This window comes from Geodermatophilus sp. SYSU D00079, from assembly GCF_054050635.1.
Genome location: NZ_JBJGZS010000006.1, coordinates 98,071 through 122,741, shown reverse-complemented (window position 1 = coordinate 122,741; position 24,671 = coordinate 98,071). Strand labels below are relative to the sequence as shown.

At 76.1% G+C, this 24,671-nt stretch carries 27 protein-coding genes; 16 read left to right on the top strand and 11 right to left on the bottom strand.

Going from position 1 to position 24,671, the window contains the following annotated elements:
• Nucleotides 1–119 precede the first annotated feature (119 nt).
• From ACI79E_RS07985 to ACI79E_RS07965, 5 genes are all read left to right on the top strand, one after another.
• On the top strand, nucleotides 120–1,052 hold the full coding sequence (locus ACI79E_RS07985; RefSeq protein WP_456931992.1) for an alpha/beta hydrolase: 933 nt from the start codon (nucleotides 120–122) through the stop codon (nucleotides 1,050–1,052).
• Between the two features lie 72 nt (nucleotides 1,053–1,124).
• Nucleotides 1,125–1,754, top strand: a complete 630-nt coding sequence (locus tag ACI79E_RS07980) for a GNAT family N-acetyltransferase (RefSeq protein ID WP_456931991.1) — start codon at nucleotides 1,125–1,127, stop codon at nucleotides 1,752–1,754.
• Between the two features lie 80 nt (nucleotides 1,755–1,834).
• On the top strand, nucleotides 1,835–2,188 hold the full coding sequence (locus tag ACI79E_RS07975; protein WP_456931990.1) for a YciI family protein: 354 nt from the start codon (nucleotides 1,835–1,837) through the stop codon (nucleotides 2,186–2,188).
• Nucleotides 2,113–3,405: an RNA polymerase sigma factor gene (locus tag ACI79E_RS07970; RefSeq protein ID WP_456931989.1), complete on the top strand. Its 1,293-nt coding sequence runs from the start codon at nucleotides 2,113–2,115 to the stop codon at nucleotides 3,403–3,405. The genes ACI79E_RS07975 and ACI79E_RS07970 overlap by 76 nt, the downstream gene beginning before the upstream one ends.
• Before the next feature lie 58 nt (nucleotides 3,406–3,463).
• Nucleotides 3,464–3,751 (top strand): DUF1905 domain-containing protein, encoded by a 288-nt coding sequence (locus ACI79E_RS07965; protein WP_456931988.1) that lies wholly within the window; start codon nucleotides 3,464–3,466, stop codon nucleotides 3,749–3,751.
• 27 nt (nucleotides 3,752–3,778) lie between these two features.
• Here the strand turns inward: ACI79E_RS07965 and arfB are convergent, their stop codons facing one another.
• Nucleotides 3,779–4,219, bottom strand: a complete 441-nt coding sequence (arfB, locus tag ACI79E_RS07960) for an alternative ribosome rescue aminoacyl-tRNA hydrolase ArfB (RefSeq protein ID WP_456931987.1) — start codon at nucleotides 4,217–4,219, stop codon at nucleotides 3,779–3,781.
• A 128-nt stretch (nucleotides 4,220–4,347) separates the two neighbouring features.
• On the opposite strand from arfB, the gene ACI79E_RS07955 reads away from it, so the two are divergent.
• A complete protein-coding gene (locus ACI79E_RS07955; protein ID WP_456931986.1) occupies nucleotides 4,348–4,923 on the top strand; it encodes a hypothetical protein in 576 nt (191 codons plus the stop codon).
• Nucleotides 4,924–4,925: 2 nt separating this feature from the next.
• Here the strand turns inward: ACI79E_RS07955 and yidD are convergent, their stop codons facing one another.
• The gene (gene yidD / locus ACI79E_RS07950) at nucleotides 4,926–5,486 is read right to left on the bottom strand and encodes a membrane protein insertion efficiency factor YidD (protein ID WP_456931985.1); all 561 of its coding nucleotides are present in this window, start codon (nucleotides 5,484–5,486) and stop codon (nucleotides 4,926–4,928) included.
• Here yidD and mmuM point away from each other — a divergent pair.
• Nucleotides 5,485–6,387, top strand: coding sequence for a homocysteine S-methyltransferase (gene mmuM / locus ACI79E_RS07945; protein ID WP_456931984.1), 903 nt, complete (start codon nucleotides 5,485–5,487; stop codon nucleotides 6,385–6,387). The genes yidD and mmuM overlap by 2 nt on opposite strands.
• 69 nt (nucleotides 6,388–6,456) lie before the next feature.
• Here the strand turns inward: mmuM and ACI79E_RS07940 are convergent, their stop codons facing one another.
• On the bottom strand, nucleotides 6,457–7,314 hold the full coding sequence (locus ACI79E_RS07940) for an SDR family oxidoreductase (protein WP_456931983.1): 858 nt from the start codon (nucleotides 7,312–7,314) through the stop codon (nucleotides 6,457–6,459).
• A gap of 115 nt (nucleotides 7,315–7,429) precedes the next feature.
• Between ACI79E_RS07940 and ACI79E_RS07935 the strand changes: the two genes are divergently transcribed.
• The 3 genes from ACI79E_RS07935 to ACI79E_RS07925 all read left to right on the top strand — a co-directional run bounded on the left by ACI79E_RS07935 (nucleotide 7,430) and on the right by ACI79E_RS07925 (nucleotide 11,666).
• The gene (locus ACI79E_RS07935; RefSeq protein WP_456931982.1) at nucleotides 7,430–9,976 is read left to right on the top strand and encodes a DEAD/DEAH box helicase; all 2,547 of its coding nucleotides are present in this window, start codon (nucleotides 7,430–7,432) and stop codon (nucleotides 9,974–9,976) included.
• A gap of 86 nt (nucleotides 9,977–10,062) precedes the next feature.
• Nucleotides 10,063–10,842 carry a sulfite exporter TauE/SafE family protein gene (locus tag ACI79E_RS07930; RefSeq protein WP_456931981.1) on the top strand — a complete coding sequence of 260 codons (780 nt, stop codon included), beginning with the start codon at nucleotides 10,063–10,065 and terminating at the stop codon, nucleotides 10,840–10,842.
• Between the two features lie 56 nt (nucleotides 10,843–10,898).
• Nucleotides 10,899–11,666: a sulfite exporter TauE/SafE family protein gene (locus tag ACI79E_RS07925; RefSeq protein WP_456931980.1), complete on the top strand. Its 768-nt coding sequence runs from the start codon at nucleotides 10,899–10,901 to the stop codon at nucleotides 11,664–11,666.
• 12 nt (nucleotides 11,667–11,678) lie between these two features.
• On the opposite strand, the gene ACI79E_RS07920 is transcribed toward ACI79E_RS07925, so the two are convergent.
• From ACI79E_RS07920 to ACI79E_RS07890, 7 genes are all read right to left on the bottom strand, one after another.
• Nucleotides 11,679–12,350, bottom strand: coding sequence for a hypothetical protein (locus ACI79E_RS07920; RefSeq protein ID WP_456931979.1), 672 nt, complete (start codon nucleotides 12,348–12,350; stop codon nucleotides 11,679–11,681).
• A 68-nt stretch (nucleotides 12,351–12,418) separates the two neighbouring features.
• Nucleotides 12,419–14,092, bottom strand: coding sequence for an alpha-amylase family protein (locus tag ACI79E_RS07915; RefSeq protein WP_456931978.1), 1,674 nt, complete (start codon nucleotides 14,090–14,092; stop codon nucleotides 12,419–12,421).
• A 32-nt stretch (nucleotides 14,093–14,124) separates the two neighbouring features.
• Complete coding sequence (locus ACI79E_RS07910) at nucleotides 14,125–14,673, bottom strand: GNAT family N-acetyltransferase (protein WP_456931977.1); 549 nt, start codon at nucleotides 14,671–14,673, stop codon at nucleotides 14,125–14,127.
• Nucleotides 14,674–14,695: 22 nt separating this feature from the next.
• On the bottom strand, nucleotides 14,696–14,866 hold the full coding sequence (locus ACI79E_RS07905; protein WP_456931976.1) for a hypothetical protein: 171 nt from the start codon (nucleotides 14,864–14,866) through the stop codon (nucleotides 14,696–14,698).
• Between the two features lie 83 nt (nucleotides 14,867–14,949).
• Complete coding sequence (locus ACI79E_RS07900; RefSeq protein ID WP_456931975.1) at nucleotides 14,950–15,999, bottom strand: TIGR03885 family FMN-dependent LLM class oxidoreductase; 1,050 nt, start codon at nucleotides 15,997–15,999, stop codon at nucleotides 14,950–14,952.
• Between the two features lie 145 nt (nucleotides 16,000–16,144).
• Nucleotides 16,145–17,725, bottom strand: a complete 1,581-nt coding sequence (locus ACI79E_RS07895) for a putative bifunctional diguanylate cyclase/phosphodiesterase (RefSeq protein ID WP_456931974.1) — start codon at nucleotides 17,723–17,725, stop codon at nucleotides 16,145–16,147.
• Between the two features lie 72 nt (nucleotides 17,726–17,797).
• Nucleotides 17,798–18,703: a MerR family transcriptional regulator gene (locus tag ACI79E_RS07890; protein ID WP_456931973.1), complete on the bottom strand. Its 906-nt coding sequence runs from the start codon at nucleotides 18,701–18,703 to the stop codon at nucleotides 17,798–17,800.
• A 102-nt stretch (nucleotides 18,704–18,805) separates the two neighbouring features.
• Between ACI79E_RS07890 and malQ the strand changes: the two genes are divergently transcribed.
• The 5 genes from malQ (at nucleotide 18,806) to ACI79E_RS07865 (ending at nucleotide 22,537) form a co-directional block, all read left to right on the top strand.
• Nucleotides 18,806–20,641, top strand: coding sequence for a 4-alpha-glucanotransferase (gene malQ, locus ACI79E_RS07885; protein ID WP_456931972.1), 1,836 nt, complete (start codon nucleotides 18,806–18,808; stop codon nucleotides 20,639–20,641).
• Nucleotides 20,642–20,691: 50 nt separating this feature from the next.
• The gene (locus ACI79E_RS07880; RefSeq protein ID WP_456931971.1) at nucleotides 20,692–21,021 is read left to right on the top strand and encodes a hypothetical protein; all 330 of its coding nucleotides are present in this window, start codon (nucleotides 20,692–20,694) and stop codon (nucleotides 21,019–21,021) included.
• Between the two features lie 71 nt (nucleotides 21,022–21,092).
• Nucleotides 21,093–21,293, top strand: a complete 201-nt coding sequence (locus ACI79E_RS07875) for a hypothetical protein (protein WP_456931970.1) — start codon at nucleotides 21,093–21,095, stop codon at nucleotides 21,291–21,293.
• Between the two features lie 46 nt (nucleotides 21,294–21,339).
• Nucleotides 21,340–21,726, top strand: a complete 387-nt coding sequence (locus ACI79E_RS07870; RefSeq protein WP_456931969.1) for a hypothetical protein — start codon at nucleotides 21,340–21,342, stop codon at nucleotides 21,724–21,726.
• A gap of 13 nt (nucleotides 21,727–21,739) precedes the next feature.
• Nucleotides 21,740–22,537, top strand: coding sequence for a DUF998 domain-containing protein (locus tag ACI79E_RS07865; protein ID WP_456931968.1), 798 nt, complete (start codon nucleotides 21,740–21,742; stop codon nucleotides 22,535–22,537).
• On the opposite strand, the gene ACI79E_RS07860 is transcribed toward ACI79E_RS07865, so the two are convergent.
• Complete coding sequence (locus ACI79E_RS07860; protein ID WP_456931967.1) at nucleotides 22,538–23,548, bottom strand: Acg family FMN-binding oxidoreductase; 1,011 nt, start codon at nucleotides 23,546–23,548, stop codon at nucleotides 22,538–22,540.
• A gap of 215 nt (nucleotides 23,549–23,763) precedes the next feature.
• Here ACI79E_RS07860 and ACI79E_RS07855 point away from each other — a divergent pair, with 215 nt between their 5' ends.
• Entirely contained in the window at nucleotides 23,764–24,648 is an 885-nt protein-coding gene (locus ACI79E_RS07855) for a universal stress protein (RefSeq protein ID WP_456931966.1), read from the top strand.
• Nucleotides 24,649–24,671: the final 23 nt, after the last annotated feature.

Below are 24,671 nucleotides of genomic sequence, written 5' to 3'. Positions count from 1 at the left end.
CTCACCACCGGCCCCGGACGGTTGTGCGACGACACCTTCCGGCCGGTCCCGGATGTGACCTAGGTTACGGACCCGGCGCCGCCGGCCCGGGCGCCGCCGTCCGAGACCGTGGAGGAACCGTGCCGCTGCACTCACAGACCGCTGGACTGCTCGCCGCGATGGAGGCGCAGGGCGCCCCGGACTTCGCCGAGCTCTCGGTGTCCCAGGCCCGCGAGGTCGCGGGCACGTTCAAGGCACTGCAGGGCCCGCTGGTGCAGGTCGCCTCCGTCCGCGACCGCACGGTCCCCGGACCGGCCGGCGCGCTGCCGATCCGCATCTACACGCCCAACGGCTCCCCCCGCGGCGTGCTGGTCTACTTCCACGGCGGCGGCTGGGTGATCGGCAACATCGAGATCGCCGACGCGCCCTGCCGGGCGCTGGCCGACGCCGCCGGGTGCGTCGTGGTGTCCGCGCAGTACCGGCTGGCGCCCGAGTCGGCCTACCCCGCGGCACCCGAGGACTGCTACGCGGTCACCCAGTGGGTGGCCGAGCACCAGGCCGAGCTCGTCGCCGAGCCGGCCGGCATCGTGGTGGCCGGCGACAGCGCCGGCGGGAACCTGGCCGCGGCCGTCGCCCTCATGGCGCGCGACCGGGGCGGCCCCGAGATCGCCTTCCAGGCGCTGATCTACCCGGCGACCGACCTCAACAGCTTCGAGACCGAGTCCTACCGGCAGAACGCCGAGGGCTACCTGCTGACGGCGAGCTCCATGCGCTGGTTCCGCGAGCACTACATCCTCGACGAGGCCCAGGCCAAGGAGCCCTACGCCTCGCCCGCCCTGGCCGACGACCACTCCGGGCTGCCGCCGGCGTTCATCGCGGTCGCCGAGTTCGATCCGCTGCGCGACGACGGCGTCCGCTACGCCAAGCTCCTGGAGGAGGCCGGCGTCCCGGCCACGCTGAAGCGCTACGACGGCCAGATCCACGGCATCTTCTGGCTGTGCGAGGCGTGCAGCGAGGGCTTCCAGCCGCTGCTGGCCGACCTCGCCACGGCGGTCAAGGGCGCCCTGGGGTGACCGCGGGCCCCGCCGGCCGCGGCTGCGTGCCCGGCCGGCGGGGCGCGCACCGCGGGGTGGTGGGATGGGCGGGTGAGTGAGCCGACCGTCCGGATCGGGGCCCCGTCGGTGCGGCCCGCCGAGCAGCGCGACGTCCCCCGGATCGCCGCCACCCTGACCGTGGCGCTGGCCGACTCGCGCTGGACCCGCTGGGCGCTGCCGGAGGACGGCCGCATGCAGCGGCTGACCCGGCTGCACGAACTGGACGCCGGGCACCGCTCGGTGGCCACGGGCACCGGCTGGGTCACCGAGGACGTCTCCGCGGTCGCGACCTGGGAGGCCCCGCCCGGCGCCCCGGGCACGGCTCCCCTGCCGGCCGACGTCTCCGCCGCGCTGGCCCGCGAGCTGCCGTACCTGGCCGGGCCGCACGCCGGGCGCGTGGCCCGCACCCGGGAGCTGGTGGACGCCGCCCGCCCGGCGCAGCCGCACTGGTGGCTGGCCCACCTCGGCACCCGCCCCAGCAGCCGCCGCCACGGCATGGCCACCGCGCTGCTGCGTCCGGTGCTCGACCGCTGCGACGCCGAGGGCGTGCTCGCCGCCGCGGCCGTGTACACCTGGGCCGCCGCCCGCTTCCTGCGCGGCTCCGGCTTCGAGGTGGACCGCGCCATGCACACCGCGGACGACGAGCTGCCGCTGTGGCTGCTGGTCCGGCAGCCCGGCTGAGTGTCGATCGGCGGCCACCCCGTTCGTACTGGGGGTGAGCGGGCGGCGAGGGGCCGGCCGCGGACCCGAGGAGGACGACGATGGCGCAGTACCTGCTGACGATCTACCAGCCCGACGGCGAGGTGCCCCCTCCGGAGTTCCTGGAGCCGATCATGCGCGACCTCGACGCGGTCAACCGCGAGATGCGGGAGGCGGGCGCGTGGGTCTTCGCCGGCGGCCTGCACCCGCCGGAGACCGCGACGGTGCTCCGGGCCGAGGGCGACGACGTGCTGCTCACCGACGGCCCCTACGTGGAGGCCAAGGAGCACGTCGGCGGGTTCACCGTCGTCGAGGCGCCGGACCTCGACGCCGCGCTCGAGTGGGGCCGCAAGCTCGCCCGGGCGATCACCCTGCCGATCGAGGTGCGGCCGCTGCAGGGCGGGCCGGGCTGCTGACCGAGCCGACCGCCGCGCAGGTCGAGCGGGTCTTCCGCGAGTCCCACGGCCGCGCGGTCGCCGTCCTCACCCGCCTCCTCGGCGACATCGACGCCGCCGAGGAGGCGGTGCAGGACGCCTTCACCACCGCGGTGGCGCGCTGGCCGGCCGACGGGGTGCCGCCCAGCCCCGCCGGCTGGATCGTCACCACGGCCCGCAACCGGGCGATCGACCGGCTGCGCCGGGAGTCGACCCGGGAGGACCGGCACCGCGCCGCGGCGCTGCTGCACGACCCCGGCCCACCGCCCGAGGAGGGCGCCGTGCGCGACGACCGGCTGCGCATGCTGTTCACCTGCTGCCACCCCGCCCTGGCCCCCGCCGCGCGGGTGGCCCTCACGCTGCGGCTGGTCGGCGGGCTCACCACGGCGGAGATCGCACACGCCTTCCTGGTGCCCGAGGCCACCATGGCCCAGCGGCTGGTGCGGGCCAAGCGCAAGATCCGGGCCGCCCGCATCCCCTACCGGGTGCCGACCGACGCCGACCTCCCGGATCGGCTGCGCGGCGTCCTGGCCGTGGTCGCCCTGATCGCCACGGAGGGCCACACGGCGACCTCCGGGGACCGCCTGGCCCGTCCCGACCTCGCCGCCGAGGCGATCCGGCTGGCCCGCGAGCTGGCCGAGCTGGTGCCCGACGAGCCGGAGGTGCTCGGGTTGCTGGCCCTGGTGCTGCTGGTGGAGTCCCGGCGCGCCGCCCGGGTGTCGCCGGACGGCGACCTCGTCCCCCTCCCGGAGCAGGACCGCGGGCTCTGGGACGCCGCGATGGTCGCCGAGGGCCAGGAGCTGGTGCGGCGCTGTCTGCGGCGCAACTCACCCGGCCCCTACCAGCTGCAGGCGGCGATCCAGGCGGTGCACAGCGACGCACCCACCGCCGCGGACACCGACTGGCGGCAGGTGCTGGCGCTGTACGACCAGCTGCGGGCCATCGCGCCCTCGCCGGTCGTGACGCTCAACCGGGCGGTGGCGGTGGCCGAGGTGGAGGGGCCGGCGGCGGCCCTGGCCGAGGTGGAGGCGCTGCAGCTGCCGCACCACCTGCTGCCCGCCGTCCGGGCCGACCTGCTCCGGCGGCTGGGCCGCACGCGGGAGGCGGCCGCGGCCTACACCGAGGCGATCGCGCTGGCCGGCAACGCCCGCGAGCGGGCGTTCCTGGAGCGGCGGCGCGCCACGCTCCCCCGGCGATGAGTCCGGGGCCGCTCGCCGGTCCAACCGACGACGACCCCGACCCGAGGAGCACCGCACCGTGACCGCACCCTTGCCCCAGCCGCTCGACGTCACCTTCACCGCGCCGATCGAGAAGGACGGGGCGTTCCCGACCTACCTGACCGTGCCGGGGTCACCGGAGCTGCTGGGGACGCGCCGGGCGGTCAAGGTCGCCGGCACCACCGACGGCCACCCGTTCGCCGCGACGCTGATGCCGTCGGGCAGCGGGCCGCACTGGCTGCCGCTGCGGGCGGCCATCTGCCGCGCCATCGGCAAGGACGCCGCCGGTGAGCAGGTGACCGTGCACCTGCAGCAGCGGTTCAGCTGACGCGCGGCGCCCGGCCGGCCCGGGCGGTCAGTCCCAGGAGCGGCGCTGCTTCTTGAGCGCGCCGCGCTGCTTCTTGGCCTCGATCCGCCGCTCCTGGGAGCCCCGCGTGGGCTTGGTACGCCGCCGGGCCGGTGCCGGTGGGGCGAGCGCGGCGCGGAGCACCGCGGCCAGCCGCTCGCGGGCGGCCTGCCGGTTGCGCAGCTGCTGGCGGTGCTCGCTGGCGACCACGGTCAGGACGCCGTCCACCAGGCGCGGGCCCAGCCGAGCGGCCAGCCGCTGCCGCTGGACGTCGCCCAGCCCGGGCAGCTCGAGCGGGGCCACCGACAGCTCCACGCGGGAGTCGGCTGTGTTGACCCCCTGGCCGCCGGGGCCCGAGGAGCGGGAGAAGCGCCAGCCGAGCGCGGCTGCGGGCACGACGAGGGACCCGGTGACGGGCAGGTCACCGGAGGCGTCGTCGACGGTGGGCACGGGGCCAGTCTGGCCGACGGGGCGCGCGACGGAGGGCACCCACCCGTCCGCCGGTCTGGCACGCTGCGCCGGTGGCGGCGGCAGCAGACCCGGCACCGGGGGCGCGGTCACCGACGGTGCTAGCCGGCGTGGCGACCGCGCTCACCCTCCTCGCCTGCGCGGTCGGCGCCCTGGGCTGGCCGCTGCCGGACCGCACGCCGTCCGGCTGGCAGGTCACCGACGTCCCCGCGCCGCTGCTGGCCGTGGTGGTCGGCGGCGCGGTCCTCTGCCTGGCCCTCGCGGCCGGCCTGGTGCACCTCCGGGCGTTCGGCTCGCCGCTGGCCGCGGGAGCGTGGCTGGCGCTGGTGGTGGCGACGGCGGGCGCGCTGGTGTGGCACGCGCTGTTCCTCGCCGCCCTCGTCGACACCGGGGACGGGCCGGTCATCCCGGTGTTCGACGGACTGCTCACCTCCGTGCCGGCGTTCGTCGTGGGCCTGGGGACCCGCCGGCACGGGCGGGCGGTGCAGACGCGCGCGGTCCTGGCCACCGCCGTCGCGACCCTCCCGCTGGTGGGGCTGGGCTGGTCGCTGACCGACGGGACGACGGGCCTGCTCCCCGCGCTGAGCGGAGGCGTCTACTCGGCGACCGTCTTCGGCGTGCTGCCGGTGGTCGTGGCCCTCGCGGTCACCCGCGCCGCCGCTCCCGGCGTCGGTCGGGAGGAGTGAGGTCAGGCGGCCGGGACCGGGTCGGCACCCCCGGGCACGCCGGGCCGGCAGCGCAGCAGCCGGCGCACCGTGAGCCAGGTGCCGCGGCCGGCACCGTGCTGCTCCAGCGCCTCGACGGCGTAGGCCGAGCAGGTCGGCTCGAACCGGCAGGACGGCGGCCGCCTCGGGCTCACCTCGCGCTGGTAGACGCGGACGGCGGCGACCAGGCGGTCCCGCATCCGGGTGCCGCGCCGTCCGGTGCCGGCCGTGTGCACGTGCCGCACGGTGGTGGGCACCAGGAACAGCCCGTCGATGCCGCAGCCGATGGCGTTGGCCAGGCAGCAGCCGGTGTTGAGGAACAGCAGGTCGCGCAGGCAGGAGTCGTTGCCGCCGCGGTACCCGCGCCCGTAGCCGGCCGGCGGGCCGTAGCCCCGCCGGTAGCCGGGCCCGTAGCCCGGGCCGTACCTGGGGCCGTAGCCCGGGCCCATGCCGCGGTACCCGCCCCGCGGGCGCCGTCGCGGACCCCAGCCGCTGCTCCAGATGAACACCATGGTCCCCCAGTACCGCGGGAGGATCAGGACCATGCCTGAGCTCTCGCTGGCCGAGGCCCTGGCCACCGGTCCGGTCGTGCTCGACGGCGGGCTGGCCACCCGGCTGGAGGCGCAGGGCGCCGACCTGTCCTCGGCGCTGTGGTCGGCGCGGCTGCTGCGCGACGACCCCGACGCGGTGGTGGCCGCGCACGCCGCCTTCGCCGCGGCCGGTGCGCAGGTGGCGACCACGGCGAGCTACCAGGCCTCGGTCGAGGGGTTCGCCGCGGCCGGGGTGGACGCCGCCGAGGCCCGCCGGCTCATCGCCTCCTCCGTGGCGCTGGCCCGCCGTGGCGCGCCCGGGGCGTGGGTCGCCGGGTCGGTGGGCCCGTACGGGGCGGTGCTGGCCGACGGGTCGGAGTACACCGGCGCCTACTGCGACCGGACGACCGTCGCGCAGCTGCGCGCGTTCCACCGGCCGCGGATGACGGTGCTGGCCGAGGCCGGCGCCGACGTCCTGGCCTGCGAGACGGTGCCCGCGGCCGCGGAGGCCGAGGCGCTGGTGGCCGAGGCCGACGCGCTCGGCGTCCCGGTGTGGCTCTCCCTCACCACGGTGGTCGACGGCGCCGGCGTCGTCCGGACCCGCCGCGGTGAGCGGGCCGAGACGGTGTTCGCGCTGGCCGCGGGCGTCGACGCGGTGGTCGCGGTGGGGGTCAACTGCACCGCGCCGGCCGCGGTCGGCCCGTCGCTGGCCGCTGCGGCCGTCGCCGGCAGGCCCCGGGTCGCCTACCCCAACAGCGGCGAGGGCTGGGATGCCGGCGCCCGGCGCTGGACCGGGTCACCGGGCGTCCCGACCGGCGAGGTGGCGGGCTGGCTGGGGGCCGGCGCGCGGCTGGTCGGCGGCTGCTGCCGGGTCACCCCCGCGGACGTCGCCGCCATCGCCGCCGCCGTCCGCTGACCGGCCTTCGTGGCCACGAAGGCCCGTTCCCCGGTGGCCGAAGTGGCCACAAAGGCCGACCTGCGGGGCTCAGAGGATCGGCTTGCCGCCGGTGACCGCCACCCGGGCGCCGGACACGTAGGAGGCCTCGTCGCTGGCCAGCAGCACGTAGACCGGCGCGAGCTCGGCGGGCTGGCCGGGGCGGCCCATCGGCACCTGCTGGCCGAAGCTCTCCACCTTGTCCTCGTCCATGGTGGCCGGGATCAGCGGCGTCCAGATGGGGCCGGGCGCCACGCTGTTGGCCCGGATCCCCTTCTCCGCGTACATCTGCGCCAGCGACGCGGTGAAGTTGGCGATGCCGGCCTTGGTCATCGCGTAGGCGATGAGGTGCGGGCTCGGGTTGTCGGAGTTGACCGACGAGGAGTTGATGATCGACGCACCCGGCTGCATGTGCGGGATCGCGTCCTTGCACAGGGTGAACATCGCCGACAGGTTCAGCGCGACGGTGTGGTCCCACTCGTCGTCGGAGATCTCCTCCAGCGTCGGGTGGCTCATCTGGAACGCGGCGTTGTTGACCAGGACGTCGATCTTCCCGAACGCCTCGACCGCCTTGGGGATGATCGTCTTGGCGTGCGCCCGGTCGGCGAGGTCGCCGGGCACGAGCACGCACTTCCGGCCGGCCTCCTCGACGTACCGCTTGGTGTCCTCGGCGTCCTCGTGCTCGTTCAGGTAGGAGATCAGGACGTCGGCGCCCTCGCGGGCGAAGGCGATGGCGACCGCGCGGCCGATGCCGCTGTCGCCGCCGGTGATGACCGCCGCCTTGCCGGTCAGCCGGCCGGAGCCGCGGTAGCTGTCCTCCCCGTGGTCGGGCTTGGGGTCCATCTCCCCCAGCGTGCCGGGGACGTCCTGCTGCTGGGCGGGCTGGGACTCGGGGCGGGGCGAAGACACGTCGTCGTCCTCCAGGTTCGTGGGTGGGTCGGCCCCCGCCTACCCCCGTCGTCCGCCCCGGAACCGGACCGCCTGCCCGGGAAGGGAACCCGCGTCGGGCACGCTGTCCCCCACGATGACCGCCACCGCCCCTCCCCTCCTCGACGACCCGGGCGACCTCGCCGCCCTCCGCGCGCGGGGTGCCGACCCCGACGAGCTGTTCACCTCCTTCGCCGCGTGGGCGGAGGGGAACGGCACCGTGCTCTACCCCGCGCAGGAGGAGGCGCTGATCGAGCTGGTCAGCGGCGCCAACGTCGTCCTGGCGACGCCGACCGGCTCCGGCAAGTCGCTGGTGGCCACCGGCGCGCAGTACGCGGCCCTGGCCGCCGGGCGGCGCAGCTGGTACACCGCGCCGATCAAGGCGCTGGTCAGCGAGAAGTTCTTCGCGCTGTGCGGGGTGTTCGGTGCGGAGAACGTCGGCATGCTCACCGGCGACGCCGCGGTGAACCGCGACGCGCCGATCATCGCCTGCACCGCCGAGGTGCTGGCCAACGTCGCGCTGCGCGAGGGCGCGGACGCCGACGTCGGCCTGGTCGTCATGGACGAGTTCCACTTCTACGGCGACCCCGACCGCGGCTGGGCCTGGCAGGTGCCGCTGCTGGAGCTGCCGAGGGCGCAGTTCCTCCTCATGAGCGCCACCCTCGGCGACACCACGGCGCTGCGCGAGGACCTCACCCGCCGCACCAGCCGGCCCACCGCGCTGGTGGCCGGCGCCGAGCGCCCGGTGCCGTTGCACCACTACTACGCGACGACGCCCATGCACGAGACGATCCAGGAGCTGCTGGACACCCGGCAGGCGCCGGTCTACGTCGTCCACTTCACCCAGGCCTCCGCGCTGGAGCGGGCGCAGGCGCTGATGAGCGTCAACGTGTGCAGCAAGGAGGAGAAGGCCGCGATCGCCGACATGATCGGCGGCTTCCGGTTCACCTCCTCGTTCGGGACGACGCTGTCGCGGCTGGTCCGCCACGGCATCGGCGTCCACCACGCCGGGATGCTGCCCAAGTACCGGCGGCTGGTGGAGCAGCTGGCGCAGGCCGGGCTGCTCAAGGTCATCTGCGGCACCGACACCCTCGGCGTGGGCATCAACGTGCCGATCCGCACCGTCGTGTTCTCCGCGCTGTCCAAGTACGACGGCACCCGCACCCGGCTGCTCAACGCCCGGGAGTTCCACCAGATCGCCGGGCGGGCCGGGCGGGCCGGGTACGACACCGCGGGCACCGTCGTCGTCCAGGCGCCCGAGCACGAGGTGGAGAACCTCAAGCAGTTCGCCAAGGTCGCCGACGACCCGAAGAAGCGCCGCAAGCTGGTCCGCCGCAAGGCGCCCGAGGGCATGGTGCCGTGGTCGGAGGCGACCATGAACCGGCTGGTCGCGGCCGACCCCGAGCCGCTGACGAGCAACATGCGGGTGTCGACGGCGATGCTCCTCGACGTCGTCGACCGGCCCGGCAACCCCGTCGACGCGCTGCGCCGGCTGCTCACCGACAACCACGAGCCGCGCAAGCGCCAGCTCCGGCACATCCGCGAGGCGATCGGCATCGCCCGCTCGCTGCTGCAGGCCGGCGTGCTGGAGCGGCTGCCCGAGCCCGAGCCGGACGGCCGCCGGTACCGGCTCACCGTCGACCTGCCGCCGGACTTCGCCCTCAACCAGCCGCTGTCGACCTTCGCGCTGGCCGCCATCGAGCTGCTGGACCCGGCGTCGGACACCTACGCCCTCGACGTCGTGAGCGTCATCGAGGCCACCCTCGACGACCCGCGGCAGATCCTCGCCGCGCAGCTGAACAAGGCCAAGGGCGAGGCGGTCGCCCAGATGAAGGCCGAGGGCATCGAGTACGAGGAGCGCATGGAGCTGCTCGAGGGCATCACCCACCCGAAGCCGCTGGAGGAGCTGCTCGGGCACGCCTTCGAGGTCTACGTGCGCAGCAACCCCTGGGCCCGCGATGCGCACCTGTCGCCGAAGGCCGTCGTCCGCGAGATGTGGGAGCGGGCGTCCACCTTCCGCGAGTTCGTGAACACCTACGGGCTCACCCGGTCCGAGGGCGCGGTGCTGCGGTACCTGTCGGATGCGTTCAAGGCGCTGCGTTCCGGCGTCCCGGCGGCGGCACGCACCGAGGAGGTCACCGACCTCGTGGAGTGGCTGGGTGAGCTGGTCCGGCAGGTGGACTCCTCGCTGCTGGACGAGTGGGAGCAGCTGACCTCACCCGACCAGCCGCTGGACGAACCGGTCGCCGTCCCGGCCCGGCCCCGTCCCCTCACCGGCAACGAGCGGGCGTTCACCGCGATGGTGCGCAACGCGCTGTTCCGCCGGGTGGAGCTGTGGGCCCTCCGCCGCTGGTACGACCTCGGCGAGCTCGACCGCGGCTCCGGGTGGGACGCCGACCGGTGGGGCGAGGTGGTGCAGGCCTACTTCGCCGAGCACGACTCGGTGGGCACCGGCGCCGACGCCCGCGGCCCGGCGCTGCTGATCTGGGACAAGGGCGAGCCCGGCGTGTGGCGGGTGCGGCAGATCCTCGACGACCCGGCCGGCGACCACGACTGGGGCATCGACGTCGAGGTCGACCTGGAGGCCTCCGACGAGGAGGGCTCCGTCGTCCTCCGCGTGGTCGACGCCGGCCGGCGCGACTGAGTCCCCGCCGCTGCGGCCCCGCGACCGGCCCACCCCGGCTGCGTGCCGTCGCCCAGTGGTCGTGCGAGGCTGCGGGTGATGCGGTCGTGAACGCGCTGGAGATGCTCGCGGTGCTGGCCGCCGGGTTCGCCGCCGGCAGCATCAACGCCGTCGTCGGGTCCGGCACGCTGGTCACCTTCCCGGTGCTGCTGGCCGTCGGCCTGCCGCCGGTCACCGCGACGATCAGCAACTCCCTCGGTCTGGTGCCGGGCAACCTCACCGGGTCGATCGGCTACCGGCGCGAGCTCGCCGGCCAGCGCGGCCTGCTGCTGCGGCTGCTGCCCGCCTCGGTGCTGGGTGCGCTGACCGGCGCGTTCCTGCTGCTGCACCTGCCGGCGGCGGCGTTCGAGGCGGTGGTGCCGGTCCTCGTCGGGCTGGCCGTGGTGCTGGTCGCCGTCCAGCCGATGGTGCAGCGGGCGCTGGCCCGTCGCCGCGCCGACGACGCCGGCCCGCAGCGGATCGGCGCCGGCCGGCTGGCCGCCCTGTTCGCCGGCGCCTACGCCACCGGCAGCTACGGCGGGTACTTCGCGGCCAGCCAGGGCGTGCTGCAGATCGGCGTCTTCGGCCTCCTGCTGCACGAGCCGCTGCAGCGGCTCAACGCGCTCAAGAACGTGCTGACGCTCGCGGTCAACGCCGTCGCCGCGGGGGCCTACGTCGTGGTCGCCACCGACCGCGTCGACTGGACGGCGGCCGCGCTGGTCGCCGGCGGCTCGCTGCTCGGCGGCTGGACCGGCGCGCGCTTCGGCCGGCGGCTGCCCTCCCCGGTGCTGCGGACGGCGATCGTCGCGCTCGGCTGCGTGGCCATCGCGGTGCTGCTGACCCGGTGAGCCGGCCCGGCCGGGCCGGGAGGCAAGCTGGGGGACGTGACGGGGACCGACGAGCCGTGAGCGTGCTGGAGTTCGGGTTCCTCGTCCTGGCCGGCATCGGTGCCGGGCTGACCGGCAGCATCGCGGGGCTCGCCTCGCTGATCAGCTACCCGGCGCTGCTGGCCACCGGCATCCCGCCGGTCACGGCCAACGTCACCAACACCGTCTCGCTGGTGCTCAACAGCGTCGGGTCGGTCAGCGCCTCCCGCCCGGAGCTGCGCGGCCAGGGACGACGGCTGCTCCGGCTGGGCGCCGGAGCGGTCCTCGGCGGCGTCGCCGGGGCCGCGCTGCTGCTGCTCACCCCGTCGGAGGCCTTCGAGCGCATCGTGCCGTGGCTGATCGCCGGCGCGTCGATCGCCATGTTCCTGCAGCGGCCTCCACGGCAGCTCGCCGTGGAGGGCGCCCGGGCCCACCCCACCCACCGTGACCCGTGGTGGCTGCCGCTGGGCACCTTCGCGGTGGGCATCTACGGCGGCTACTTCGGCGCCGCGGCCGGGGTGATGATGCTGGCGATGTTCCTGCTCACCACGGGCGAGGGCCTGCCGATCGGCAACGCGCTGAAGAACGTGGTGCTCGGCATGGCCAACGCGGTGGCCGCCGTCGGCTTCATCGTGCTCTCCGACGTCGCCTGGTCGGCGGCGCTCCCGCTGGCGATCGGGCTGTTCCTCGGGGGCCGGATCGGGCCGCGCGTGGTGCGCCGCGCCCCCCAGACCGCGTTGCGCCGGCTCATCGCCCTCGCGGGCATCGGGCTGGCGGTCCACCTGGCGGTGCAGGCCTACACCTGAGCCGGGGTCCGCTCAGACGACGAAGGCGGCGAGGAACAGCACGAACGCACTGGCCAGCAGGAGCAGCCGGGCCGGCGTGAGGCCGTTGATGAGGTTGGCGGTGGCCTCCACCCACGCGGGGCGGATGGCCGCCTCACGCGCCCCCCGGCGGACCAGCCGCACCTCGTCGGCCAGCAGCGCGCCGGCCGCGCCGAGCATCATCAGCCCGACGGTGAGGAAGACCAGCGCCAGCCGCTCGTTGAACGCCCCGGCCACCCCGCCGAGCAGCAGCGCGACGACGATGCCGGCGACCAGGCCGATGAGCGCACCGGCCACCGGCGCCCACGGGCCCATCCGGGTCATCGAGCCCGGCCGGCGGGGACCGATCCGCGGGCGCCCCGTCACCGGCGTCGTCGGCTGGTGCCCCTCGGGCGCCGGGGCCGGGGTCGCGGTCTGCGCGGGGGTCTGGGCCGCGGCCTGCGCGGCGGTCGGCTCCGCAGCCGGAGCGGCCGCCGCGGCCGGGACGGCGGTCGCGCCGGCGGCCGCCGCACCCTCGAGACCGGGGAACGGCACGGGCGGCGGGCCGGCCTCGATCGGGCCGGTGACCGTCGGGCCCGGCGGGGTCGGGTCCCCGCCGGTCGGGGCGCCGCCGTACACGGGCAGCTCGGCGGTCGGCGGGTTCGGGGTGGGGGGTGCCTCGGTCATCGCCTCCTCGCTAGGCGGCCCGACCGACACCGCCGTGTCGACACGTCGACGTGTCGACACCGGATCGCTCAGACCAGCCGGCGGCTGCCGGGGGCGACCACCCGCAGCCAGCGGTACCCGTAGCCGCCGAGGGCCAGCTCCACGCCGCCCTCGTCGTCCACCGGCTCCTCCCCGGTCTGCAGGAGGTCCACCAGCAGGTGCTCCCGGCCGCACTCGGGCAGGGTCAGCGGCACCGTGCGGGGCTCGGGTCCGAGGTTGTGGACGGCGACCAGCGCGCCGTCGTCCCAGCTGCACAGGTGGGCCAGCACCTCGGGGTGCGGCTGCTCGAGCACCTCGTAGGCGCCCCAGCCGAGCTCCGGGGACTCCCGGTAGCGCCGGATGAGCAGCGCCATGAACGACAGCAGCGAGTCGGGGTCGTGCCGCTGGTCGGCGACGTTGACGAACTCGGGGGCGAACCCGCCGTCGACGACCGGCCCGGGCAGCTGCGCGGGGTCCTCGACGGTCGAGAACCCACCGTGGCGGCCCGACGTCCACTGCATCGGCGTCCGGACCGCGAGGCGGCCCTCGGCGTCGAGGTCCTCCCCCATGCCGATCTCCTCGCCGTAGAAGAGCACCGGGGTGCCCGGCAGGGAGAACAGCAGGCTGTAGACCATGCGGACCCGCCGCGGGTCGCCGTCCAGCATCGGCGGCAGCCGGCGGCGCAGCCCGCGGCCGTAGACCTGCATCCGCTCCTCCGGGCCGAAGGCGGCGAAGACCTCCTGCCGCTCGTCGTCGGAGAGCTTGTCGAGGGTGAGCTCGTCGTGGTTGCGGACGAACGTGGCCCACTGGCTGTCGGGGTCGACCACCGGGCGCTGGGTGAGGGCGGTGCGCAGCGGGCCGGCGTCGGCACGGGCCAGCGAGAGGTACAGCGCCTGCATGCCGACGAAGTCGAACAGCATGGTCAGCTCGTCGCCGTCCGCGCCGCCGAAGAACTCGACCTGCTGCTCGTGCGGGAGGTTCACCTCGCCGAGCAGGATGCCGTCGCCGGTGCGGCGGCCGAGGAAGGAGCGCAGGTCGCGGAGGTACTCGTGCGGGTCCGGGAGCGCCCCGGCGTCCGCCGGCTCCACCTCCAGGAAGAAGGGGACGGCGTCGACGCGGAAGCCCGACAGCCCCAGCTGCAGCCAGAAGCCCATGATCTTGGCGACCTCGTCGCGTACCCGCGGGTCGGCCACGTTGAGGTCGGGCTGCTCCTTGTAGAAGCGGTGCTGGTACCACTCACCGGTGGGCTCGTTGAAGGTCCAGGTGCTGTCCTCCTGGTCGGGGAAGACGACCTGGTCGGAGGTGTCCGGCGGCTCGTCGTCCCGCCAGACGTAGAAGTCGTGGAAGGGGTCGTCCCGGCTCTGCCGGGCGCGCTGGAACCACGGGTGCTGGATCGAGGTGTGGTTGACCACGAGGTCGGCGATCACCCGCATGCCGCGGTCGTTGGCCGTCCGGATGACCTCGACGAGGTCGCCGTGGGTGCCCAGCCTCGGGTCGACGCCGTAGAAGTCGGTGATGTCGTAGCCGTCGTCGCGCTCGGCGGTCGGGTAGAAGGGCATCAGCCACAGGCAGGTGACGCCGAGGTCGGCGAGGTGGTCGATGCGCTGGGCGAGGCCGGCGAAGTCGCCGCAGCCGTCACCGTCCCAGTCCAGGTAGGTCTCGACGTCCAGGCAGTAGACGACCGCGGTCTTCCACCACAGGTCGCTCGTGTCGGTGATCCGCATGCCGGGTCCTCTCCTCGGGCCTGCCGTCGTCCCTACCGCACCCGCGGACGCGCCGCTCGGTCGGCCGGCTCGTCCAGCAGCTGGAAGAGCAGGTGGTCCTGCCAGCGCCCGGCGATGCGCAGGTACCGCGGCGCGAAGCCGATCCGCTCGAACCCGTTGCGCCGCAGCACCCGCTGGGAGGCGGAGTTGTGCACGAGGGTGGCGGCCTGCAGCCGGTGCAGACCGGCCTCGCCGAAGGCCAGCCGGACCATCGCGGCCACCGCCGCGGTGCCCACGCCGCGGCCGGTGACGTGCTCGCTCACCCAGTAGCCGAGGTCGCCGGACAGGAACGGCCCGCGGACGACGTTGTTGACGTTCACCCGCCCGGCCGGCTCGCCGTCGACCAGCACCACACCGGGCAGGACGGCGCCCTGCCGGTACCGCTCGAGGGTGCGGCGGGCCTCGGCGCGCTGCACGTCCTCGGTGAAGTGCTCGTCGGGGCGCTCCGGGTCCCACGGTGCGAGGAACGCCCGGTTGGCCACGAGCAGGCGGGTCAGCGCGGGGACGTCGTCCTCGGTCAGCACGCGCACGGTGACGTCCACGGGCTCGCACCCTAGGCGGGGGTCACTCGCCGAGCTCCTCCAGGGCGACCGCGACGCGCACCCGGGCCACGGCGAGCCCGGCCCGGCCGGAGCGTGCGTCGCGGGTGAGCAGCTCGGCCGCGTGGCGCAGCTCCGCCGCGGACATCGGCTCCCGCGCGTTGACCCGCCGGATGACGTCGTCCACCTCGGTCATGTCGTCCCCGCCCCCTGCCGTCGGTCACGGCCGACCGGCGACCGCACCCGTCCTTCGCCGGCGGGGTGCCGCCCGGATGCGCCTCAGGCGATCCCGGCGGGGTGCGGCGTCTGCTCCGGACGGCGGGGACCGGCCGGCCCGGGCGGGTCGATCGCGACCGCCGGCCCCGGCGTCGTGACGTCGAGGCGCGGCAGCACCTTCTCGCCGAACGCGTCGAGGAAGGCGATCTGGTCGCCGCCGACCTGGTGGAGGTAGACGTCGTCGAAGCCGAGCTCCACGTACTCGGCGATCCAGGCGGCGTGCTGGCCGAGGTCGGCCGAGACGCGGACGGCGTCGGTGACGCCCTCGGGGGTGACGTGCGCGCTGGCCTGCTCGAACGCCTCCGGGCTGTCGAGGTCCCAGCACAGCGGCGGCGGGAAGACGTTGCTGCGCCACTGGTCGTGGGCCAGGGCGAGGGCCCGGTCGGGGTCGGGGTCCCAGCTGACGTGGACCTGGATGACCAGCCGGCCCCGGCCACCGGCGTCCCGGTACGCGGCGACCATCTCGCGCAGCTTGTCGTGCGGCTGGTTGATGGTGACCAGGCCGTCGGCCCAGTCGGCGCCGCGCCGGGCGGTCTCCACGCTGACCGCGGGCGCGATGAGCGCCGGCTGCTGCTCGGGGAGGGTGTACACGCGGGCGCGGTCGACGGTGACCAGGCCCTCGTGGCTCACCTCCTCCCCGGCCAGCAGGGCGCGGATGACGTCGACGCACTCGCGCAGCCGGGCGTCCCGCAGCTCCTTGCGCGGCCACTTGTCGCCGGTGACGTGCTCGTTCATCGCCTCGCCGCTGCCCAGCGCCACCCAGAACCGGCCGGGGAACATCGCGCCGAGCGTGGCGATCGCCTGGGCGACGATCACCGGGTGGTAGCGCTGGCCGGGGGCGTTGACCGCGCCGAAGGGCAGGCCGGTGGTGGCCAGCGCCGCGCCCAGCCACGACCACGCGAACCCGGAGTGCCCCTGCCGCGGGTTCCACGGGGTCAGGTGGTCGGAGCACATGGCCGCGGTGAAGCCCACCTGCTCGGCGTGCTGGACGGCGGACAGCAGCGCCGCGGGGTGGACCTGCTCGTGCGAGTTGTGGAAGCCGATCACCGTCATGGGCCCCCCCTACCCCGGCCGGGCGGGCATCGGAACGCGCCGGTTGCCCGCCGTCCCGTCGATCGTCGGGTGGGTGCACGCGACACGGGACGACACGCCGCGTCGAGCGACCGGAATCCGATGACCACGGGCGCGGGCCCACGGGTCAGGCAGGGGTGCTGGTCCCCGGCTCGTCGGCGGTCGGGGTGCTCGCCCCGCCCAGCAGCAGCAGCTCGGCGTCGGTGCGCTCCAGGGGTGCGGCGAACAGGTAGCCCTGCGCCAGGCCGACCCGGCCGTCGCGCAGGTGGGTGCGCTGGCGCTCCTGCTCGATGCCCTCGGCGACGATCTCCAGGTCCAGGGTGTGGCCCAGGTTGATCAGCCCCCGCAGGATCGCCGGCATCGCCTCGGTGTCGTCGATCGTGCTGACGAACGACCGGTCGATCTTGAGGATGTCGACGGCGAACTGGCGCAGGTGCGACAGCGACGAGTAGCCGGTGCCGAAGTCGTCGAGGGCCACCTTCACGCCGAGGCTGCGCAGCTGGTGGAGGCGTTCGGCGGCGACGGCCGGGTCGCGCACCAGCACCGACTCGGTCAGCTCCAGCACGAGCGCGGACGGCGGCAGGCCGGTGGCCGCCAGCGCCGTCCGGACGTCGTCGAGCAGCCCCGGCGAGCCGAGCTGGGACGGCGAGACGTTGACCGCCATCGACAGCTCCGCGGCCCCCGGGTGGTCCCGCCGCCACTGCGCGGCGGCCGCGCAGGCCTCGGTGACGACCCAGCGGCCGATGTCGGGGACCAGCCCGATCTCCTCCGCGACCGGCAGGAACCGCTCGGGCAGGACGACGCCGAGGGTGGGGTGGTCCCAGCGCAGCAGCGCCTCGAACCCGGTCACCCGCTCGCTGCCCAGGTCGACCACGGGCTGGTAGACCAGCCGGAACTGCTCCCGGCCCAGCGCCGCCCAGAGGTCCTCCTCGAGCTGCCGGCGCTCCGCGGCGGCCGAGCGCATCTGGGGGTTGAACACGACGTAGCGGCCGCGGCCGGCGCCCTTGGCCCAGTACATGGCGTTGTCGGCGTCCCGCAGCAGGGAGGACGCCGTCGCCGCGACGTCCCCGGTCGCGATGCCGATGCTCGCCGACACGGTGACCCGCTGCCCGCCGAGGTCGACCGGCCCGGCCAGCGCCGTCAGGACCCGCTCGGCGATCCGGGTCGCCTCCTGCACGCCCGGCGCGCGCTCGACGAGGATCGCGAACTCGTCGCCGCCGAGGCGGGCGAGGGTGTCCTCGGTGCGCACCGCGCCCTGCAGGATCCCGGCCACCGCACGGATGAGGCTGTCGCCCGTGGCGTGGCCGAGGCTGTCGTTGACGCTCTTGAAGCCGTCGAGGTCGAGGAACACCACGGCGACCTCGTCGCCGGTCCGGGCGGTGCGGCGCAGCGCCAGCTCCAGCCGGTCGGTGAACAGCGCCCGGTTGGCCAGGCCGGTCAGCCCGTCGGAGAAGGCCAGCTGGGCGAGCTCGGCCTGGGTGCGCCGGCGGGTGCGGCGCTGGCGGCGGTCGGCGGCCCAGGCCGCGGCGACGGCGACGGCCGCGCTGAGCGCCAGGTGCGCCGGTGCCCGCTCCCCGCCGACCGCGAGGTGGGCGGCGACCAGCGCGGCGGCGAGGACGAGCGCGAGCAGGACGGCCCGGAGCCGGCCGGCGGGGGGTGGTGCCGTGTGGTCGTCCACGGTGGTGGCCTTCCCTCGGGAGTGCGTCACCTGACCGCTTCGGCCCCGCGCGGCCCGCCCTTGAGGCCGCGCTGCGCGACCCCACCCCGACGGGTGAGCCGGTCAGGCGGCGCGCAGCACGGCGATCCACCACTGGACGGCCGGCACCGACGGCTCGGACGGCGGCCACCCGTTGAGGACGCCGAGCAGCTGCCAGTACCGCTCCACCCGGGCATCGGTGAAGGTGGCCAGCCGGTCGGCGAGCTCGGCGCGCCGGCCGGGTGCGACCTCCCCCAGCCACTCGGCCACGAGCGCCTCGGCCGCCGCCGTCCCCGGGAGCACGCCCCCGTCGAGGCCGCGCCGGCCCAGGGTGACCATCCGCCCCGCGTCGGCGCCCAGCGTGTCCGGCTCCTCCGGCGTGGCCCCCGCGCCGGCCACCGCCATCTCCCGCACCCGGTCGGCGAAGGAGGGGTCGGCGACCAGGGAGGCCAGCTCCAGCCAGGCCCCGACCTGCTCCGGCGTCGGCTCCTCCGGCAGCTCGGCCGGGAGGGAGCGCATGCCGGCGGCGATGCCGGCGCCCGGGGCGTCCGCGGGCAGGCCCGCGAAGGCGCGCTCCACGAACTCGTCGACCAGCTGCTGCCGCTCGCGGGCGGACAGCGTCGCCAGCTCGGGCACGATCCTCATCTCCTCCGTCGTCGTCCCGGCCGTGGCCACGAAGCGCAGCAGGGTGCGGCGCAGGCGCAGCAGCCGGATCTCGCCGTCCAGGGCGCGCACGTGCTCGGCGGCCACCTCGGCCACCGTGCGCCGCCGGGCCAGCAGCTCGCGGATCGCCGGCAGGCCCAGCCCCAGCTCGCGCAGCGTGCGCACGAGGTCCAGCCGGGCCACGGCCGCGGCGTCGTAGAGGCGGTAGCCGCCCGCCGACCGGGCCGGCGGGTCGACCAGCCCCTCGTCGGACCAGAACCGCACCGTCCGCACCGGGACGCCGAGCCGGCCGGCCAGCTGGCCGATGGTCAGCGCGCCGTCGTCCATGGCCCGACCCTGCACCCTCCAGCCGCTGGAGGGTCAAGAGAGAGACCGGCACCACTCCCGCCCTGCAGTGCGCGCCGGGCGGACCCTGGGGAGTATCGAGACGTGACGCGCACCCCGACCACCGACGAGTGGGGCATCGACGCCAGCTGGCTCGACGCCCTCGACGAGGAACACCACGTCGCCGAGGCCACCATCGAGCGGTTGCGCGAGGTGATCGGCACGCCGCCGGCCGACCTCGAGGACCGCGCGCCGATCGTGGCCCGCCCCGGGGACGCCCTGGAGGTCGACGAGGCCGAGGTGACCTGCGAGGACGGCACCGTCCGGCACGTGGACGGCGAGCTGCCCGAGGACTTCCCGCTCGGCTACCACTGGCTGCAGGCGCCGGGTGGCCCGCGCCGGCGGCTGGTCGTCTCCCCCGGCCGCTGCTGGCTGCCCGAGGACCGCGCCTGGGGCTGGGCGGTGCAGCTCTACGCCACCCGCAGCCGCGACAGCTGGGGCATCGGCGACCTCGCCGACCTGCGCGCGGTCCGGGAGATGGCCGCCGGTCAGGGCGCGGGCTTCGTCCTCATCAACCCGCTGCACGCCGTCGCCCCCACGGCCGGTCAGGAGGCCAGCCCCTACCTGCCGGCCACCCGCCGCTTCCGCAACCCCGTCTACCTGCGGGTGCCGGAGGTGCCCGGTGCCGGGGCCGTCGACCTCGAGGAGGACGCCGGCCGCGCGCTGTCCGACGGCGACCTCATCGACCGCGACGCGATCTGGGCCCGCAAGCGCACGGTGCTGCGCCGGGTGTTCGACGCCACCGGCCGCGACGACCCCGCGTTCCCCGACTGGTGGTGGCACCAGGGCCAGCCGCTGCAGGACTGGGCCACCTGGTGCGCCCTCGCCGACGAGCACGGCGGTGACTGGCACGCCTGGCCCGAGGAGCTGCGCGACCCGCGCAGCGAGGCGGTCGGCCGGTTCGTCGCCGAGCACGAGCGCGACGTCGCCTTCCACGCCTGGCTGCAGTGGTGCCTGCACCTGCAGGTGGAGCGCGCCACCGAGGGCATGACCGTCATCCAGGACCTCCCGATCGGCGTCGCCGGTGGCGGCGCCGACGCCTGGACCTGGCAGGACGTCCTGGCCGACGGCGCCTCCGTGGGCGCACCGCCGGACGCGTTCAACTCCCAGGGCCAGGACTGGGGCTCGCCGCCGCTCATCCCCTGGCAGCTGCGGGCCGCGGACTACGAGCCGTTCATCCAGTCCATCCGCGCCACGATGGCCGGCGCCGGCGGGCTGCGCATCGACCACGTCATGGGCCTGTTCCGGCTGTGGTGGGTGCCCCGGGACGAGAGCCCGGCCGACGGCGCCTACGTCCGCTACCCCGCCGAGGACCTCCTCGACATCGTCGCCCTGGAGAGCACCCGGGCGCAGGCGGTCGTCGTCGGCGAGGACCTCGGCACCGTGGAGGACGGCGTCCGCGAGGCGATGGCCGAGCACGGCATCCTCAGCTACCGGCTGCTGTGGTTCGAGGAGGACGACCCCGCGCAGTGGCCGGTCGAGGCGATGGCCGCGATCACCACCCACGACCTGCCCACCGTGGCCGGGCTGTGGAGCGGCGCGGACCTCGAGGAGCAGCGCGAGCACGGCACGGGCACCGACGAGGAGCTCGAGCGCGGCCGCGCCGCGCTGCTGGAGCGGCTGCCCGGCGTCCGGAAGAACGCCAGGCCGGAGACGGCGGTCAAGCGGGCGCACGAGCGGCTGGCGCAGGCGCCGTCCCTGCTGCTGTCGGCCACGCTGGACGACGCCGTCGCCGAGCGGCGCCGGCCCAACATGCCCGGCACCACCGACCGGCCCAACTGGTCGCTGCCGCTGCCGGTGACGGTCGAGGAGCTGCCGGCCCACCCGCTGGTCACCGCCGTGGCCGAGACGCTGGCCGAGGGCGTGTCCGCCGGCGCCTGACCTGCCGGAGCGGTCGAACGCCTGTTCGACCGACGTGCCAGACTCTCCCCATGGCCGGCGGCATGCACCCAGGGCGCTCGGGCCGCCGCTCGCTCGGGGAGCGGGCGGCGGAGTCCGGGGTCGGCTCCGCCGCCCCGCCGCCGTCCGGGCCGCCGCGCCCGGCGGCCGCTGCCGACAGCGGCCGCCGGGCCGACGGTCGCGGCCGGCACTGCTGGGTGCACGACCCGCCCGGGGCGCCCGGGGTGTGGCCGGGGCTGCTGGTCGAGTGGCGGCACGCCGACGGGGGCTGGCTCGGCCGGGTGACCTACGCCCTGGCCGGTCCGCACGGGCCGGTGCTGGTCGAGGCGTGGGTGCCGGCCGCCCGGCTCGAGCAGCGCTGACCACGGTTGGGGCGGCGACGGGCTGGCTATGGCCTCCCGGTAGGCACGTCCCCGACGAAGCGGAGCACCCCGTGAGCGAGCCCGACCGCCCCGACCTCGACGACGTCATGGACACCACCGAGTCCGCACCGCGCGACCGGTCCCAGCACGCCGGCGGCTACGACCGGCCCAACGACGACGCCCTCCAGCACCGCACCGAGCAGGAGCGGCAGATGGTCGACTCCGACGACGCCGACCCCGCCGGCGCCGAACAGCACTCAGCGACGGACTGACCTGCGGTCCTCCCGCCGCCTCTCGGCGGCCGACGTCGGGTGCTGGGTGCTCAAGTCCACCCGGCCGCCGGAGGCCATCGACCCGGGGTGGCCGGTGGACGCCGACCGGGAGCTCACCCGCTGCGTGCGCCGCTCCTACCGGCTGGAGCTGGTGCGCCCCGGCCAGCCGTGCCTGCTGTGGGTGAGCGGCCGCACCGACCCCGGCGTCCACGCCGTCGGCGAGGTCACCGGCGCGCCCGAGGAACGCGCCGACGGCCCGGTGGTCGACGTCCGGCTCACCCGGCTGGCCCGGCCGGTGCCGAGGGCCGAACTGCTCGCCGACCCCGCCGTCCGGACCGCCGAGGTGCTGCGCATGCCGGCCGGGAGCAACCCGTCGTGGCTCTCGCCCGCCGCGTTCGCCGCCGTCCTCGCCCGGCTGCCGGACCGGCGGTGAGCGGCCTGGGACCATGGCCTCCGTGACTCCCACCCGGTACCGCTGGGGCGCGCTCGCCTGGTTGCTGACCCTGCAGTTCTTCGTCGTCGAGACCGTCGTGCAGCTGCGCGGCGACGGGTACTCCCGCGCCGACGACCTGATCAGCGAGCTCGGCGCGGCGGCCTCCCCCGGGCACTGGCTGATGAACGCCTCGTTCGCCGTCCAGGGCCTGCTCATCGCCGCCGGGCTGCTGCTGCTGCGCCCGGCGCTGGCCGGCACCGCGGGCCGGGTCGCCACGGCGCTGCTCACCGCGGCCGCCGTCGGCGTGGTGGTCGTCGGGGTGTTCCCCATGGACGGGCAGCAGTCCCTGCACGAGGCCGGTGCCGGGCTCCACCTGGTCGGGGGCGGGCTGGGGCTGATCGCGCTGGCCTACGCCGTCCGGCCCCGCTCCGAGGCACTGGGCACGGCGCTGGCACTGCTCGGGCTCGTCGGCACGGCCGCGACCGTCTTCTTCGTCGCCGGGATCACCCGCCACCTCGGCGAGGGCGGCACCGAGCGGGCCGCGGCCTACGTGCTGCCGATCGGCCTGGCGCTCGCCGGCGCCGGGCTGTGGCGGCTGCGCGACCGCGCCGCCGGTCCGGGCCGCCCCACCCGGCGGGAGCTGCGGGAGCGGGACCGCGTGGCGCGCGCCGAGCAGGCCCGCGAACGGGACGCCGCCCTGGAGGCGGCCACCCGGCCCCGGCCGGTCGCCCCCGCGGCCCAGGAGCCCGAGGACGACCACGACCCCGAGGACCCCTGGGCCACCACCGGCCGCCGCGACCGGCCGCGCTGATCAGCCGGCCGGCGAGAACCGCAGCACGTCGGCCACCGGTCGCCGGCCGGAGTGCGGCGTCTCCCCGGTCGCCGGGTACCCCATGCGCAGCAGCATCTGCGGATGGCCCACCAGCGACAGCCGGGCCCGCATGCGGGTGCGGGTCGCCGGCCAGTCCAGGGCCTGGGTGAGCGGGGAGGCGGCCAGCCCCTCCGCGGTGGCCTGCAGCAGCAGCCGCCCCAGCGCCTGACCGGCCAGCAGCCACGCCGTCCGGTCGTCGTTGTCGGTGCCCAGCAGGAGCACCGTGGGCCGCTCCACCTCCGGCGGCGGCGCACTCGCGTCCCCCTCCGGCAGGAACGCCGCGTGCCCGCCGCGACTGCCGACGACGAAGTCCCGGATCAGCCAGTTCGACGGCCGGGTCGCCGGGTCCTCGCTCGGGACCGCCTCGACGGGGACGCCGTCCACCGCGGCCGGGTCGGTGCGCAGCCAGCGCTCCAGCTCCGCGACGTACTCCGGGTCGCTGCGCTCGATCTCCTCGGCGCGGGAGATGAGGAAGACGGTCGCGACCTCCTCCTCCGACTCGGTGATGGGCTTGACCCACACCCCCAGCCGCCCGGCGTCGGCCTGCACCCGGTCGACCAGCTCGTCCGGCACCGCGCGGGCCGCGAAGGGCGCCCGCTCGGTGTGCCGCCGGCCGATCGCCTCGGCGAGGGTGCGGTCCGCGGCGGTCACCTCGCGCGCGGCCCCGGCGCGCACGGTGGCCAGGTGGTCGGGGTCGGCGGGGTCGGGCAGCAGCTCGACGGCCGCCTCGACGCCGGCGGCCCGCAGCGCCACCGCGGCGAACTCGGCGGCGACCCCGCAGCTGATCACCTGCTGGCGGCCGGTGGGGTCGAGCACCGGCAGCGCCCGGTCGCGGTCCAGGTGCAGCTCCAGCCGGTCCGGGGTCGCGGTGAACCGCCAGGGCTGCGTGTTGTGGATCGACGGCGCGCGGATGGCGGCCCCCACCACTCCGGTCCAGTCCTGCTCGTCCATCTGCGCTCCTCCGGCCGTCCGGCGCCCCCGGGGCGGGGCCCGCCCCCTGCCTACCCCATGGGTGGCGACGGGCGCACGTGGCGTGCGCGACGCCCCCCGCCGACACCCGGGCAGGGGGTCCTGCCCGGGGAGCTGCCGCCGGCCGTCGACCCCCGCGCCCACCCCTGACCAGGCTCTCCCCGACATCCGGGGTGCCGGTCGGGGAGAATGCGGCCATGAGCGCCCCTGACAGCCCCGGTCGGTCCCTGCGCGTGCTCGTCGGCTACGACGGCTCCCCGAGTGCGGTCAACGCGATCGAGGCCGCGGCCACCCTGGTGCCGACGGCCTCCGCGTCGGTCCTGCACCTGTGGGAGCCGCCCTTCACCTCCCCCGAGCTGCGGCAGCGGCTGGCCGGCCGCGCCTCCGGGCTGCAGGAGCTGGGCGAGCTGCTGGAGACCGAGGGGCGGGCCGAGGCCCAGCGCCTGGCCGGCAACGGCGTCAAGCTGGCCCGTGCCGCCGGCTGGGAGGCCGAGGCGCTGGTCAAGCGGGCGTTCGGTGGCGACGGCTACCAGTTCGCCCGGACGGCGGAGGAGATCAGCGCCGACCTGGTCGTCGTCGGCACCCGCGGCCTGGGGGGCGTGCGGGCCGCGCTGGGCAGCGTCTCCGAGCTCGTCATCCACGTCAGCCCCGTGCCGGTGCTCGTCGTGCCCTACCCGCTGACGACGTCCGAGTGGGCCGCCGCCGCCTCCGGGCCGGTCATGGTCGGCACCGACGGGTCGGCCGGTGCGGCGCGCGCGATCGCCTCCGCGGCCGCGCTGTTCCCCGGCCGGGAGCAGCTGCTCGTGGCCGTCGCCGAGCCCGGCCCGGGCCCCGGCCCGACCGCCCCGGACGGCGCCGAGCTCCTCACCGTGCCCTGCTCGGGGCGTCCGGGCAGCGCGCGGGCCACCGCCTCGACCCTGGCCGAGACCGCCGCCTCCCGCGGCGCCTCGGTCATCGCCGTCGGCAGCCGCGGCCGGTCGGCGTCCCGGGAGCTGCTGGTCGGCAGCGTGCCCCGTGCCCTCCTGCACTGCGCGCACCGACCGGTGCTCGTCGTCCCCCGCGCCCCCGTCGGCACGGACTGACCACACGCCGGCCTCGCGGGCCG

What these genes read in the sequence shown, in the direction of transcription:
- ACI79E_RS07975 (WP_456931990.1), top strand. Translation starts at nt 1,835, where the DNA reads ATGGCGCAGTACCTGCTGACGATCTACCAGCCCGACGGCGAGGTGCCC.
- mmuM (WP_456931984.1), top strand. Translation starts at nt 5,485, where the DNA reads ATGCCTGAGCTCTCGCTGGCCGAGGCCCTGGCCACCGGTCCGGTCGTG.
- yidD (WP_456931985.1), bottom strand. Translation starts at nt 5,486, where the DNA reads ATGGTCCTGATCCTCCCGCGGTACTGGGGGACCATGGTGTTCATCTGG.
- ACI79E_RS07935 (WP_456931982.1), top strand. Translation starts at nt 7,430, where the DNA reads ATGACCGCCACCGCCCCTCCCCTCCTCGACGACCCGGGCGACCTCGCC.
- ACI79E_RS07920 (WP_456931979.1), bottom strand. Translation starts at nt 12,350, where the DNA reads ATGACCGAGGCACCCCCCACCCCGAACCCGCCGACCGCCGAGCTGCCC.
- ACI79E_RS07915 (WP_456931978.1), bottom strand. Translation starts at nt 14,092, where the DNA reads ATGCGGATCACCGACACGAGCGACCTGTGGTGGAAGACCGCGGTCGTC.
- ACI79E_RS07905 (WP_456931976.1), bottom strand. Translation starts at nt 14,866, where the DNA reads ATGACCGAGGTGGACGACGTCATCCGGCGGGTCAACGCGCGGGAGCCG.
- ACI79E_RS07900 (WP_456931975.1), bottom strand. Translation starts at nt 15,999, where the DNA reads ATGACGGTGATCGGCTTCCACAACTCGCACGAGCAGGTCCACCCCGCG.
- ACI79E_RS07890 (WP_456931973.1), bottom strand. Translation starts at nt 18,703, where the DNA reads ATGGACGACGGCGCGCTGACCATCGGCCAGCTGGCCGGCCGGCTCGGC.
- ACI79E_RS07880 (WP_456931971.1), top strand. Translation starts at nt 20,692, where the DNA reads ATGGCCGGCGGCATGCACCCAGGGCGCTCGGGCCGCCGCTCGCTCGGG.
- ACI79E_RS07865 (WP_456931968.1), top strand. Translation starts at nt 21,740, where the DNA reads ATGGCCTCCGTGACTCCCACCCGGTACCGCTGGGGCGCGCTCGCCTGG.
- ACI79E_RS07860 (WP_456931967.1), bottom strand. Translation starts at nt 23,548, where the DNA reads ATGGACGAGCAGGACTGGACCGGAGTGGTGGGGGCCGCCATCCGCGCG.
- ACI79E_RS07855 (WP_456931966.1), top strand. Translation starts at nt 23,764, where the DNA reads ATGAGCGCCCCTGACAGCCCCGGTCGGTCCCTGCGCGTGCTCGTCGGC.